Source organism: Dyadobacter sp. AC419, from assembly GCF_979253085.1.
Map to the genome: position 1 here is coordinate 114246 of NZ_CEEDCD010000018.1, position 14234 is coordinate 128479.

Consider the following 14234-nt stretch of genomic DNA (forward strand, 5'->3'; position numbering starts at 1 on the left):
CAAGATACCTGAAAAAACAAGTAGGTAAATCTTTTGTACCATAGTGTGAAAGTGATGGCTCAAACACCGAACCTACGATGAATGTTTCAGATTTACAATATTTGCTTTACCCGTTTGCTAGATTCTCTGTAAAATATAACTTTTTAAATAAATAAGATTATCATAATTACAATTAGTATTACAAACTAATTGATCCATAGGCATCTATGAAGACGCGCCGCTGCCCGACAATGACGGTTTGTGATTTTTCTGATGTATTTTCAATGGTAATGCCATTTTTTGCCACCGAAACCAGCAGCAATGCACCCCGGAAGCCGATCCGGAAAGAGTACGAATTCCATTGTTCCGGCACGTAAGGATTCAGCACCAGCATGCCATCCTTAACCCGCTGTCCTGCAAAACCTTTCACAATGCTCATCCACGTGCCCGCCATTGACGTAATGTGAAGGCCGTCTTCGGTGTCATGATTATAGTCGTCCAGGTCGAGCCGTGCGGTGCGGACGTACATTTCATAAGCCTTTTCTCTCAGTCCTACTTTGGCAGCTAACACAGCATGCACGCATGGAGAAAGCGACGATTCATGGACCGTCATTGGCTCGTAAAATTCAAAGTTGCGTTTAATTTCCTCAACAGAAAATTCATCTTCAAAGAAATACAAACCCTGTAAAACATCAGCCTGCTTAATGAAGCAAGACCTCAGAATCCGGTCCCAGGACCAGTTTTGATTGATCGGCCGTTCGCTTGCAATGTCATCAACGGTGAGTAATTCTTTGTCCAGGAAGCCTTGCTGCTGCAAATAAACCTTGCGCTTTTCGTCATAAGGGAAATGCATATTTTCAACAATGTGCTTCCACGCATCCATCTCCACATTCAGGCTGAAATTGGTTTTGATAATGATCTCGTTCAGCTTGCGGGAATCTTCTGTCCACAACTTGCCGATCACCTCCAATGTATATCGTAGCGTCCAGCACGCGATGTAATTGGTATACCAGTTGTTGTTAACATTGTTTTCATACTCGTTGGGCCCGGTCACACCCAGCATCACATATTGCACCTTTTCCTCCGACCAGTTAATTCGCTGTTTCCAAAACCTTGAAATGGCAATCAGCACTTCGAGGCCCATTCCGTTCACATAACTCTCGTCGCCCGTATAGCGCGTGTAATCGTAAATTGCGTAAGCAATGGCGCCGTTGCGGTGGATTTCTTCAAAGGTGATTTCCCACTCGTTATGGCATTCTTCGCCGTTCATGGTTACCATCGGATAAAGCGCGGCACCGTCCGAAAAGCCTAGTTTCTCAGCATTTTCTATGGCTTTATCAAGTTGCTTATATCTGTAAACGAGCAGATTACGCGCAACTTTTTGCTCGGCCGTTGCCAGATAAAATGGAATACAATACGCTTCTGTGTCCCAATAAGTGCTGCCGCCGTATTTTTCACCCGTAAATCCTTTTGGACCAATGTTAAGGCGCTCATCTTCGCCCGTGTAAGTTTGTCCGAGATGGAAAATATTGAACCGGATCGCCTGTTGCGCGGCAATGTTGCCTTCAATGGTAATATCGTTCAGTCCCCACTTTTCAGCCCAGGCGGCTACGTGCGCCGCACACAGCTGCTCAAAGCCTTTTTCAGAGATCCGGGAAATGTATGCCTGCGCCTCAGTCACCAGTTTTTCCTTGGCATAATTCGTGGAAGAAAGATTGACCCCATACTTATATACGCTAAGCTCCTGACCTTCTTTTAGTTCAAGCTTGACAGTTCCGGCAACATACTTATCTCGCTTCACAGGCAGTGACTGATAATCGGTTTTCAGGCCATTTATCTTTATATCAAAGGCCATCCCGGTTGCCACTTGAAACTGCTCCACGCCATAAGGATTTGGCTTAGTCTCCAACACAAGATATCCCTGCGAGAAGGCCGTTTCCTTACTGATCTCGTTCCAGAACGACTCGTCGTAATTGGAATCGCGGTTCTTTATGTTACCGTCCAGAAACGGTGTTATCGTAACAATATCATTGAAATTGAGCAATGTAACATTATAACGGATCGCGCCGGATTCGTCGTCTGCCATGCTGCAAAACCGCTGTGAATGGATTTTAACGCGTTCTTCCTCCTGAAAGTTTAACCGTTGCGTGACGTTCCAGCACGCCTTCCCGCATATTCAGGACGCGACTGAAAGCCTCAATTTCACATTGGTGCAGATCGAGCACTTCTTCGCCTATTTTTATATCAATGCCAATCCAGTTGCATGCATTCAGGACTTTTGCAAAGTAATTGGGATAACCATTTTTCCACCAGCCCACACGCGTTTTGTCTGGAAAATAAACACCTGCGACGTAATTGCCCGGTAATGTTTTGCCGCTATATCGTTCTTCGAAGTTACCGCGCTGCCCCATTCTGCCATTTCCCAGGCTCATCAAACTTTCGGTAATCTCGTTGTGCTCAGCATGAAAGCCGTTTTCTACAATGCACCATTCATCATGGGTTATGTAATTCTTCATTGACGATAAAAAGGAGAGATGTGCTAATAACAGCTCAAATATGTGAAAATCTGGTTTGATAAGCTAACCGTGGAAGGGTTAGCGAAGCCTTGCAATGTTACGCAAATGCAGCTTCCAGATCAGCAAATGTAAAGTCCGCAAAGCCGGGAATGACTATATCTGCCTCTGTAAGCACAAACTTTTCACCAATGCCCACGGCCATCATTCCGGCTGCTTTTGCAGATTGTATTCCTGCAACTGCATCTTCAAAAACGACACAATTAACCGGCAATGCGGCCAGATCTGCTGCTCCCATCAGAAAAACTTCGGGGTCTGGTTTGCCTTTGGTTATCCGGTTTCCATCTACAATGGTCTCGAAATAGGTGAGCATATCAATGCGTTCGAGAATTACTTTCGCATTTTTACTGGCTGAGCCCAAACCTGTTTTCACTGCATTGGATCGCAAGCTTTCTATGAAATCCCGCACGCCGGGAAGTGTGTCCGCCGGTGTCATTTGCATGCAGAGTTCCAGGTAACGGGCATTCTTTTGAGTTGCGCGGATAACCTTCTCTTCGTCAGACAATTCGACGCCGCCAATGGCGAGGATAATGTCGAGCGATTCCATTCTGCTGATCCCTTTTAAAAGCTGGTTTTGCGCATGCGTCAGATCAAATCCCAGGTCATTGGCAAGTTCTCGCCACGCGAGATAATGATATTTGGCTGTGTCTACAATCACTCCGTCTAGGTCAAAAAGGCATGCGGCTATTGAGGGCATATTATTTCAAATTTGATATCTTGCAAAGTAGTAAAAATTTCCAAGCACGCCCTCTGAACAGCATTGAGCACATTGCCGGACGCGCAGGGACCAGCATTTTAACAACCAAAACTTGATATGCCAGAGGCTAATAAAGATAAATTCATTGTATATCAGATCTTCACCCGATTGTTCGGAAATGAATCCACGACGAATAAAGTTTACGGCTCCATTTCAGAAAATGGCTGCGGGAAATTTAATGATATCACTGAAACAGCGCTGCATGCGCTGAAAGATTTTGGCATAACGCATGTCTGGTTTACAGGCGTGCTCGAACATGCAACGCTGACTGATTACAGCCAGTTTGGCATCCAGCCCGATCATCCGCTAATTGTGAAAGGCATTGCGGGCTCGCCTTATGCGGTCAAAGATTATTATGACGTAGATCCCGACCTGGCCGTGGACGTGCCCAACCGCATGCAGGAATTTGAACGGCTCATTGCCCGCACACACGGATTAGGCTTGAAGGCGATTATTGACTTTATTCCCAACCATGTGGCACGTCAGTATCATTCGGATGCGCGCGCAGCGGGCGTGAAGGATTTTGGTGAAGATGATGACAATACAATCGCTTTTAGCCCAAAAAACAACTTTTACTACATTCCAAACCACGATTTCGTTGTTCCGGAAGGACATAAGCCGCCTGTTGAAATCACTGGTCCATATCACGAGCGGCCCGCGAAGGCAACGGGAAATGACGTTTTCCAAGCCCAGCCCAGCCAATATGACTGGTACGAAACAATCAAGCTTAATTACGGGATAGATTACCAGAACGGAGGATTACGCTATTTTGACCCGATCCCATCTACATGGCAGAAAATGTACGACATTCTGCGTTTCTGGACTGAAAAGGGCGTGGATGGTTTTCGGTGCGACATGGCTGAAATGGTGCCGGCGGAGTTTTGGGCATGGGTTATTCCGGAAATCAAAAAGATCAAAGCGGAGGTTATTTTCATCGCAGAGATTTACAATCCGGCTGAATATCATCATTATATCCATACCGGAAAGTTCGATTACTTATATGACAAAGTGGGGCTTTACAATTCACTGCGAAGCCTGATCGAGGGGAACGGCACAGTGGAGGACATTACCCGGATATGGCAGCAGGAATCGGGTGATATAAGCCAGAATATGCTCCGGTTTCTTGAAAACCACGATGAGCAGCGCATTGCATCACGCTATTTTGCGGGCGATGCCTGGGCGGCGGTTCCCGCGATGACATTGAGCGCAACGCTTCACACCGGACCATTAATGGTTTATTTCGGTCAGGAGTTAGGCGTAAACCCCTCACAACAAGAAGGTTTTCAGGGGGATGACGGCCGCACGACGATATTTGATTATTGGGGCGTAACCGAATTTCAGCAATGGGTTAATGGCGGGAAATTTGATCTTGAAAAACTGACCAATGATCAAAAGCAGCTGCGCGAGTTTTATATGTCGCTGAATCGTTTTGTGCAGGACAACGAAGCCATCTATGCGGGCGGATTCTACGATCTGCAATATGCCAATGTTGACGGGCAATCAAGAAATTACGACAGGAGACTAACATATAGTTACTTACGCTACACCGAGGGACAAAAACTGCTTTTCATTTACAATTTTGACAAAGAAAAGACCGTTGAAACCACCGTTAGAATCCCGCAGGATGCCTGGGCAAATTTCTTAAAACTGGGCAACACGACGCAATATAAATTAAGGCCTGTTTTTCCTGCATTTCTACAACAGCTCAGCATGAAGGCGACAGAAATCACGTCGACCGGCGTGCAGGTTGAGCTTCTTCCGAACTCCGTGGCGGTTTACGAAATCGAGGCGAAGTGAGAATGATAAAATTCAAATTCCTTTTATAACAATAGCCCTAAGTCCTGCTATCGTAGGAAAGATTATTTAAATTTGAAAGTAGCAAACGCCTCCTTTGGTATTTATAAACGTGAACTTTACGCAAAAAAAGGAATTCTAAGCATGATCAGAGTTATAGTTCTATCCATTTGTGTTTTGGCCTCAACCGGGTTGTTTGCGCAATCGAGTGTCCAAAAAGTGTTTGCACAAAAAATGGATTTGCCGGATAGCAGGGACATTGGAACGCAGGTTTTGCGGATGGGCGAGTCGTTTCTCGGCACGCCTTACGTTGCCGGCACATTGGAAGGCAACCCTACTGAAAGGCTGGTTTGCAAATTTGACGGACTCGACTGCACAACATTGGTAGAAAGCGCTGTTGCGCTGGCAGTTGCCAAAACAGAAAATCCAACTTACGAAGGTTATAAAAGTGAGCTTACCAAGCTGCGTTACCGCGAGGGCGTTATCGACGGCTATCCTTCAAGACTGCATTATGTGCTGGACTGGATGTATGAAAATGAAAAGCGCGGCCGGTTAGAGAACATTACGGCCAAAGTTGGCGGTGTCCCTTTCAAAAAGGAGATCAATTTTATGTCGAACCATGCAAACTTATATCCTTCGCTGGCTGAAACGGCGGCGTGGGAAAAAGTGAAAGAGCAGGAGAATCTGATCAATGCGCGCGAACACAGTTATATCCCGAAAGCAGGGATTCAAAAGGCTGAGCCAATGCTTCATGATGGCGACATTGTTGCATTCACTTCTTCGGTGGACGGCCTGGATGTGAACCATATGGGCATTATTTCAAAAGTAGGAAGCCGCGCTTATCTTATACACGCCTCATTAACAGGCAAAAAGGTGATTATGACCAATGTCCCTTTGGCGGAATATGTGGCGTCTGTTCCGAAACATACCGGAATGATCGTGGCGCGGCTGAACGATATCTGACCTCATGAATGAATTTGCCAACATGCTTGATTATCGCAATGTTCCCTGGATAGTCGTCCTGGCGGCTGCTGTTATCGGCGTGATAATCAGTGCGATCGTTATTAACATTATCAAAATTACTGCTTCAAAAAAAGAGTGGCGTGCGGTGCGGGCAATCCGGGAGAACCTGACGAGTGTGCTCTATTTTTTTATTCCGCTGCTACTCATTACCACTGCCTTAAAGACCTTTTCGCTGGGTAATAAGGACTATTATCTGGTCTTCACGATCAGTAAAGTGCTGCTAATTGCCGTTACGACCTGGCTGATGACGCGCATTGTCATCATTATCGAAAAAGTGCTGATCGACCAACTCGATTTTACTTCTCCGGACAACAACCAGGCGCGGAGAATGTTTACGAAGATCAAGTTTGTCAAAAGGATCGTCATCATTCTGATCATCACATTTGGCATCTCGATCCTGCTCCTCAGCTTTGAAAGTGTACGTCAGTATGGAGTCGGCATTCTTACTTCGGCGGGCATTTTCAGTGTGATCATTGGTTTTGCGGCGCAAAAATCGCTGGCTAACCTGATGGCTGGAATCCAGATCGCTTTTACACAACCCATTAAGATAGATGACGTTGTAATTGTAGAAGGCGAATGGGGCCGCATTGAGGAAATCAATTTGACCTACGTGGTCGTCAACATTTGGGACCTCCGCCGCATCGTGCTCCCGATCACTTATTTTATTGAAACGCCTTTTCAAAACTGGACACGCAACGACAGCGCATTGATTGGCACTGCCTTTTTTCAGCTGAATTATCTGACGCCGGTTGCAAAGCTGCGTGAAAAACTGAGAGAAATTCTGGATCAGACACCGCTTTGGGACGGAAAATCGTGGGCATTGCAGGTTACTGACACACAAGGCCAGTTAATGGTCGTGAGAGCATTAATGTCGGCGCGGAATTCTTCGGAAACATTTGACCTGAGATGCTATGTGCGCGAGAAAATGATCGAATTTATTTCTCAGGAATATCCGGAAGCCCTTCCCAGTCACCGTATTGAAGAAGCGAAAAAGCAGGAAAACATGCTGCCGGACCTGCCGGGCCGCATATAAAATTGGCCCCCGAAATATCCGGAGGCCAATCTTCTCTTACTACTCACCTAACTCAATTTAACTCATTACAGTTAATCCTTGATGTTTTCGTGCGGCCAGCGGATGATCCGACAAGGCCATATGATGCTCAAAACCCATCAGCGACATTTGCCCGCCATGCTTTTCGTACTCATATTTGAATCTCGTAATATTCTCCATCACCGTGTGATCGACGTAAGGAGCATTGGAAAAATTGATGTTAACCATTTTCCCTTGTGGTATCGCTTCTAATTTTGCTTTTAGACTCAGATAATTGGCAAAAACGGCTGCTGTCAGCACATTTACAAAGACGCTGTCCTGGTCCGAATTTATCTCAAAATTGGGCTCCAAAATGTCCGACGGCCTGACGCCAAACCGCAATTGAATGATGGCTTCTGCTACTATGCCGCAGCCAATTCCTATCAGTAAATCGGTGCATAATGTGGCGACGATTGTGATAAGGAAGACGATGAACTGCTCTTTTCCAATGTCGTAAATGTGCCGGAATTCTGACGGTGAAGCCAGCCTGAATCCTACAAAAATGAGCATTGCTGCCAAAACTGCAACCGGGATCATTTTGACAACCGGCAGTAGAAGCGCTACGAAAATCAGTAAAAATATGCCGTGGAACAGATTCGACCAGCGTGTTCGTCCGCCGTTGTAGATATTGGCAGAACTTCGCGCAACTTCGGAGACCATTGGCAAACCTCCGAGCATTCCGGCGACTATGTTACCAGCGCCTACGGCAGCCAAATCGCGGTTTATATCCGTTTTTCTTTTGTAAGGGTCTAGTAAGTCAATGGCTTTTACGGTCAGCGAAGATTCGAGGCTTCCTACTAATGCAAGCAATGCCACATATTTAGAAAAGGTCGGAATGATATCGCCTCCATCGAATCCATCGAAGTCCAGGTTGTAGTTTATTGAAAATTCGCCCGGGTTAATGAGCGGTTTGATATCGCGGTAAGTGGGTTCAAAAAGATGGAAAAATTGCCCTAACCCGATAGAAACCACCAATGCAGCCAATGCAGGCGGCAGCTTTTTGAAAATGGAAAACGACAGATATTTCCAGCCAAACATGATCATAAGCCCAACCAGCCCAATGATCGCAATGTGATATTCCATGTTCATCAGACTGTGGGGCAGCATAGCGAGCAGTTCGAGCGGCTTTTTGCCTTGCAATGCTTCGGGTGCAATGCCTACGGCGAGATGAATTTGTTTCGATATAATGATTATCCCAATTGCCGCGAGCATGCCGTGGACAGCGGATAATGGAAAGAAATCTGCAAACTTCGGCACTTTAAGCAAACCCATGATAATCTGCAAAATGCCGGCAACAACGATGGCAACTAATGTAAGATGCCAGCCGGTTATGTTATTTCCTTTTCCCAGCTCAGCAACGGCTCCCGCAACGACCACGATCAAGCCTACGGCCGGCCCTTTGATGGTTAGTGCTGAATTGGTAAAAAATGAAACGATAAGCCCGCCCACAATGGCCGTCACGACGCCCATAATCGGAGGAAAATTGCTTGCTCCGGCGATGCCGAGGCTCAATGGCAATGCAACAAGTGATACGAGCAGACCCGAGAGCAAATCGTGTTTCCAGCTGAATGGAACATGGTGATTTGAACGGGAAAGGCGTGCAGCAACTTGCTTCATAGCATTATAAATCGGGAATTGTGATTTAATGCTACAAAGAACATTTTGAGGTGTTAAAGGCACATTAACACCGAATTAAAAGGCTGTTAAAAAGGCGGAAACTTTAAAATAAATGTGGTCCCGACGCCGGATTTCGACTCGACTTCAATGCTGGCACCCTGCATGTTGATAATGCGCTTGGTAAGGGCGAGGCCTATGCCGTAACCGGCTTTGCTGATGGTGGTGGCGCTTCTGTAAAAAGTGTCGAAAATATAAGGGAGCTCGTCCGCCGCAATGCCCACGCCGACGTCCTTAAAATAGATCTTGATCAGATCATTCTGGATTTCGAGATAGACATTGACGGTTTTGTCGTTGGAATATTTGCACGCATTGTCCATGAGGTTCATGAATGCAGTTTTGAGCAAACTTTCGTCGCCATAACGTTTCAGCTGCTCTTCGTTGTCCGGAATATTGTCGTAATGAATGTGCACTTCATATCCCGGATTTTTTTGCTGAACAGATGCTTTTGCCTGCCACAAAACCTCATCGACGCGAATTTTGGAGAATGTCACCTTGAATGCGTGTTCTTCGGTCCGGGCGAGTTCAAGCAGGCGGCTCACCAACTCATTCATTTCCTTTGCTTCCGCCCAAATGCCTTTTAATGCAACCTGATATTCTTCACTGGACCGCTCTTTCATCAAACTTAGCTCAGCCTCGCTCATAATGAGTGCGAGTGGCGTGCGCAATTCGTGTGAAGCGTGAGAAACAAAGTTTTTTTGCGCGATAAAGGCGATTTCCAGGCGACTGAGCATTTGGTTAAATGTCTGCGCCAGCAGTGCCAGCTCGTCTTTTTCACGTCCTACGGTTACTTTTTCGTGCAAATTCCCTGCGGAAATGTTGTTAACCTGATCAATGATATCGGAAACGGGCTTAATGGCATCATTGGCAAATTGCCAGCCCGCAACGCCCACGAGCACAAGAGACAAAAGCCAGCCGATTACGAGGATTTCGCGCAGCCGTTTTAACTGATCCATTCCGGGATAATCATTGGCAACCGCCATCACAACCCACGGCTTGCGGTGGTCCTGCAAAATGTGCCGGATAATGATGGCTTCTTTTTTATCGTGCTTGGTCCGGATTTCACGCCCACCCCTGGCCTCATTCAACATGGCTTTGGACAATGCAAACTTTTCCTCACCGCTCGTGAAAATTACAGAATCGGCGCCATCGTAAATGGTGATTTCTTCATTAAGGAGAACGGTGTTATTTTCCTTTTCGATCTTGGCAATGTCCGCCTTACTGATCCCCTGGCTTGCTTCTACCAACTGCGCAATGGTCTGCCCTCTTTCGTTCAAAAAAGAATAAAACTGCTTTTCCCTGTATTGATCGTAAAAAAAGTAAATGGAGAGGCAAAACAATGCCATGATGGAACCCACCAGCATGGTAAAAAGCAATGTCAGGCGGGACTTGATATTCATTCTTCCTTGAAGATGTAACCCATTCCTACAACCGTATGAATCAGCTTGTTAGGATAATCTTTATCGACTTTTTTCCTTAAAAAATTAATGTAAACATCAATCACATTGGTGCCGGTATCGAAGCGGATATCCCAAACCTGCTCTGCAATGTCCACCCTCGAAACAACACGGCCTTTGTTGCGCATTAAATATTCAAGTAAGGCGAATTCTTTGGCAGTAAGATCAATGCGGTTGCCTGCGCGTCGGGCCACTTTTTCATCGAGGTTAAGTTCCAGATCGGCAAGGCTCAGCACCTGATTGGATTGCTCCCTGTTGCTGTTTCGCTGTGAAAGCACTTTAATGCGTGCAATCAATTCCCTGAATTCGAATGGCTTAACGAGATAATCGTCACCGCCAGCTTCAAACCCGTCCAGCTTATCGTCAATAGTGCCTAATGCGGTCAAAAAGAGAATCGGTGTCGTAAGTCCGTCATTTCTTAACTGTTTGGCAAGATCGTAACCATTCAGCAGCGGCAGGTTTACGTCCAGGATTATCACATCAAAACGATAATTGGAAGCCATCTTCTTTCCCACCTGCCCATCATATGCCAATTCTACTTCCCAGGATTGCTCTTCGAGGCCGCGTTTCAGAAATCCGGCCAGTTTGGGTTCATCTTCGACAATTAAAATTTTCATATGTGCTGACGCATTTTTAGAAGCCAAATGTTGCATACAATTTCTCTTAAAAAAAGGCTGCCCGAAAAATCGAACAGCCTTTTTGTCTATATCCACACCATTAGAACGATTGTAGTTGTGTACAGCTCCGCTCTATTATAGTGCAAAATATAAAATATTTATTATAAAACGTAAGCGATAGGCCATTTACGCAAAATAAAATATAAGCTTTTCAGTAATAGTCAGTTCCGTTGTCAAGATCAGCCCGGTCATCGAAAGCCCCGAAATCATCCTCTTCCAGACGCATTCCTTTCACTGCTTTTTTGATCAGGCCAATTTGTCCTGCATGGTAAACGTCATGCTGAATGACCCCGTGAATCAATGTGTAATAACTGTAATCGCGTCCCGGCACGAACTCTTCGAGGAAGCTGTCGCTTTCGATCTTTTCCAGTTCCGAAACCAGTTCTTCCTGGGAAAGGCTCAGTTCCATTTGAATTGCTTCCCATTCAAACTCGTCCACCAGCGGGAATTTTTTCCAGTCCTTATCCAGCGTTTTGATATCAAATTCCGCATCGCCCTGAATTTTTCTAACTGCAAAAATCCGCCACGTTGTCATATGATAGACGATCTCTGCAATAGAATGGGTGTTGCTGCTCAGCCTTACCTCAGCCATTTTGGGTGTAACGTCGCGCAATGCTTCCACAACCGACGGACCATACCAAGCTTCTTCGCTTTCATAAGTGTCGTTGAGAACATCTATGATCCTTAAAATTTCCTCTTTCGTTTCCATGTATACTAAAAAATGAGTTAGTGCCTGTTTGAATTTATTCCAGAATAAAGTGCGGCAGCAATATCTTCTCCTTATCCCAAAGATGCGGTTGCACCAAAGTCATACCTTGGCGTGAAGCGCAGGCACGCAAGTTGCTAGGCGACGATCCGCGTGCAAATGATTTCCGGTTACTACAACCAATTTTCTTTCAGAATAGTCCTGAAATATATCAGTGCCATTTAAAACTAAAAAATTGGATGGAGAAATAACCAAAAATAAAATGTTCAATTTCAAATTTCGTTAAACAATCATATTTAAATACAAGAAAGAATCATGTTTAAAAAAGCTTCATTGTTCATACTCGCAGCAGGATTAGGAATGATGTCCTGCTCGAAAGATCCCATCAGTGACTTGTCAACCGAAGAGAGCCTGGTTTATATCACCAATCACGACAAAGCGGCCAATTTTACCCAATATAAAACTTTCAGCATTGTGGATTCCGTGCTGGTTGTCGAAAACGGACAGGCGGGCACTGCATTGACAGACATTGACAGGGACGTGCTCATCCGCATTATTTCCAACATGGAAAAGTTGGGATACAAATATGTCAGTCCGAAAAGCAAGCCGGACGTGGGAATTAATGCCAGCTGGATCACCAACACCTATCTTAATGTGGTTTCGCAGCCATTGTCATCTTACTACGGTGGTTACTGGGGCGGCGGTGGTTATGGTTACGGCTATCCGAGCTATTATCAGTATTATCAAACAAGTGAAAGTTACTGGCTGATTTCGATGCTCGACTTCAAAAACCCGAACACGGCGGATAAGACTTTCAAAGTGGTGTGGGATGCGCAGATTCGCGGGGCCGGCATTGGCAGCAGAGACTATGTGGACAGAATGGTTGACTCAATTTTTGGCCAGTCCGAATATTTAAAAATTAACTAAGATGAAAAAAGTCATAATCGTTGCCCTTTTCATATTGGGAGCCCTGCAATCATATGCGCAGGAAGAAGCACCAAAGCTTTATACGCTTCCCTCTCCTTTCGAGCGCTACACACATTATCTGGCCACTGCCAGACTGATGGGCGCCATGCCGCTTGGATCGTTTGCGGATAATTACATTGATAAGTCTTCATTTCAAAACTATTCGATTTCACTTGAATGGGTTTTGAGAAATTCGCCGATTTCTGTCGGTGGAGAGCTGGGTTCTTCTTATTTCGAGAAAAGGATCCCGCGTGCATTGTATGAAGGCGCGAATGAAACGATCTCTGCCGTGCAGACCCGGACCATTTCGCAAATCCCGATCGAAGTTTTCGGAAACTATTCTTTTTTAGGAAAAAATGCGACTGTGCAACCTTATGTGCAGGTCAGCGGCGGGGTCAGCATTTTGGATTACACATTATACTATGGCAATCTCGCGTCGCAGAATCAGAAAGTAAGGCCAAAATATGGTGTTGGAGTTGGATCTAAGTTTCTGTTCAAGCCAGACGGTTCCTTCGGCGTCGATGTGCGTGTGAAGTATGACGGCGTTTCTTACAAACACGAATACATTGATAAAGGAATTTCGTCTGTCAACGGGTCAATTGGTTTATTCTATCGCTGGTGGTAAGTTTGTCTGATCCTATCATCAACCCGCGTAATTGTGCCCAATAACAACAGTATTTTGTCAAAATCAACATTCCTTTGGATTACCGCATTAGTAATATTTCTGACTGGGTCCGGCCTTTGGCTGTGGAGCCGCTTTGGCCCTTCCACCGGCCGGACCTATCCTCAGAAGCTTGATGCTTACCCGGTTGCCCGCACCCTCGATTCTGCATCTTCTGTTTGCGATCTGGTCGTAAGGCGTTACCGGCAAGTGGGCGACGAAATGCAGTTCGAACTCGCAGCGAATGCTGGCGGTCTTTCTCCCTATCATGTTGAAATTTCTCAAAAAGGCAAAACGCTGCAATTCGATCAGGTTCCCCATCGATTTGGCATTTGGCTGTCCATTCCAAAACTGGACCTTGAAACTGGAAACGCGCAGATCAAAGTCGTAAGTCTCGGACAGGCGGGATGTGAAACGACTGCTGCTTTTGAATTTGACGCCGCTAAAAAAAGTCAAGTTCCCGATGCCCAAACCTGGATCAGACAAGGAAGTCAGGATAACTGGCTTGACGTGCGGCCGATTTTGGTCAACGGTAAGCTGCATTTGAAAGATTTCGGAAATTATGAAGATGGCCGCACCAAGGTCATCATGATCGACGGAATTGAGGTTAAAGGCCTTGAAAACGGAATTGAAGTAAAGCCGGGCTATTTGTATTCGGTTACTGCCCGCTGGATCGATGCTCCTTATAATGACTGGTGGAACAAAATGCGAAACCGGTCGCTGAGGCAGCAAAACATTTGGTTATCAGGCACATTAGGCAAGAAAGAAGATACGAAACTGACCCGGATCGCCATTCCCCGAATGGTTCTCGCCTTCCCGGACCATAAATATTGATTTTGACACAAAATTCCCCGAATTTGAGCCTATTAAGGGCAAG

At 45.7% G+C, this 14234-nt stretch carries 11 protein-coding genes and 1 pseudogene; 6 read left to right on the forward strand and 6 right to left on the reverse strand.

The features are described from left to right. Nucleotides 1-178: 178 nt before the first annotated feature. Together AC0IYG_RS12885 and pgmB are read right to left on the reverse strand one after the other, a co-directional pair. Nucleotides 179-2495: pseudogene (locus AC0IYG_RS12885) on the reverse strand (glycoside hydrolase family 65 protein). Nucleotides 2496-2592: 97 nt separating this feature from the next. Further along, a complete protein-coding gene (pgmB, locus tag AC0IYG_RS12890; RefSeq protein ID WP_471711459.1) occupies nucleotides 2593-3249 on the reverse strand; it encodes a beta-phosphoglucomutase in 657 nt (218 codons plus the stop codon). A 117-nt stretch (nucleotides 3250-3366) separates the two neighbouring features. Between pgmB and AC0IYG_RS12895 the strand changes: the two genes are divergently transcribed. From AC0IYG_RS12895 to AC0IYG_RS12905, 3 genes are all read left to right on the forward strand, one after another. Continuing rightward, nucleotides 3367-5106 carry an alpha-amylase family protein gene (locus AC0IYG_RS12895; RefSeq protein ID WP_471711460.1) on the forward strand — a complete coding sequence of 580 codons (1740 nt, stop codon included), beginning with the start codon at nucleotides 3367-3369 and terminating at the stop codon, nucleotides 5104-5106. A gap of 141 nt (nucleotides 5107-5247) precedes the next feature. Beyond that, entirely contained in the window at nucleotides 5248-6066 is an 819-nt protein-coding gene (locus tag AC0IYG_RS12900; protein ID WP_471711461.1) for an N-acetylmuramoyl-L-alanine amidase-like domain-containing protein, read from the forward strand. A 4-nt stretch (nucleotides 6067-6070) separates the two neighbouring features. After that, nucleotides 6071-7159 carry a mechanosensitive ion channel family protein gene (locus AC0IYG_RS12905; protein WP_471711462.1) on the forward strand — a complete coding sequence of 363 codons (1089 nt, stop codon included), beginning with the start codon at nucleotides 6071-6073 and terminating at the stop codon, nucleotides 7157-7159. A 57-nt stretch (nucleotides 7160-7216) separates the two neighbouring features. Here the strand turns inward: AC0IYG_RS12905 and AC0IYG_RS12910 are convergent, their stop codons facing one another. The 4 genes from AC0IYG_RS12910 to AC0IYG_RS12925 all read right to left on the reverse strand — a co-directional run bounded on the left by AC0IYG_RS12910 (nucleotide 7217) and on the right by AC0IYG_RS12925 (nucleotide 11733). After that, the gene (locus AC0IYG_RS12910; protein ID WP_471711463.1) at nucleotides 7217-8833 is read right to left on the reverse strand and encodes a SulP family inorganic anion transporter; all 1617 of its coding nucleotides are present in this window, start codon (nucleotides 8831-8833) and stop codon (nucleotides 7217-7219) included. A gap of 86 nt (nucleotides 8834-8919) precedes the next feature. Continuing rightward, nucleotides 8920-10290: a HAMP domain-containing sensor histidine kinase gene (locus AC0IYG_RS12915; protein WP_471711464.1), complete on the reverse strand. Its 1371-nt coding sequence runs from the start codon at nucleotides 10288-10290 to the stop codon at nucleotides 8920-8922. After that, nucleotides 10287-10964: a response regulator gene (locus AC0IYG_RS12920; RefSeq protein ID WP_471711465.1), complete on the reverse strand. Its 678-nt coding sequence runs from the start codon at nucleotides 10962-10964 to the stop codon at nucleotides 10287-10289. Before AC0IYG_RS12920 ends, AC0IYG_RS12915 begins: the two co-directional genes overlap by 4 nt. A 211-nt stretch (nucleotides 10965-11175) precedes the next feature. Further along, on the reverse strand, nucleotides 11176-11733 hold the full coding sequence (locus AC0IYG_RS12925; protein WP_471711466.1) for a DinB family protein: 558 nt from the start codon (nucleotides 11731-11733) through the stop codon (nucleotides 11176-11178). A 312-nt stretch (nucleotides 11734-12045) separates the two neighbouring features. Between AC0IYG_RS12925 and AC0IYG_RS12930 the strand changes: the two genes are divergently transcribed. Genes AC0IYG_RS12930 through AC0IYG_RS12940 form a run of 3 tightly spaced genes read left to right on the forward strand, consistent with a single transcriptional unit; the run spans nucleotide 12046 to nucleotide 14191 of the window. Continuing rightward, a complete protein-coding gene (locus AC0IYG_RS12930) occupies nucleotides 12046-12657 on the forward strand; it encodes a DUF4136 domain-containing protein (RefSeq protein ID WP_471711467.1) in 612 nt (203 codons plus the stop codon). A gap of 1 nt (nucleotide 12658) precedes the next feature. Next, on the forward strand, nucleotides 12659-13321 hold the full coding sequence (locus AC0IYG_RS12935) for a hypothetical protein (RefSeq protein WP_471711468.1): 663 nt from the start codon (nucleotides 12659-12661) through the stop codon (nucleotides 13319-13321). Nucleotides 13322-13375: 54 nt separating this feature from the next. After that, nucleotides 13376-14191, forward strand: a complete 816-nt coding sequence (locus tag AC0IYG_RS12940) for a hypothetical protein (RefSeq protein WP_471711469.1) — start codon at nucleotides 13376-13378, stop codon at nucleotides 14189-14191. The last annotated feature ends 43 nt before the right edge of the window (nucleotides 14192-14234 follow it).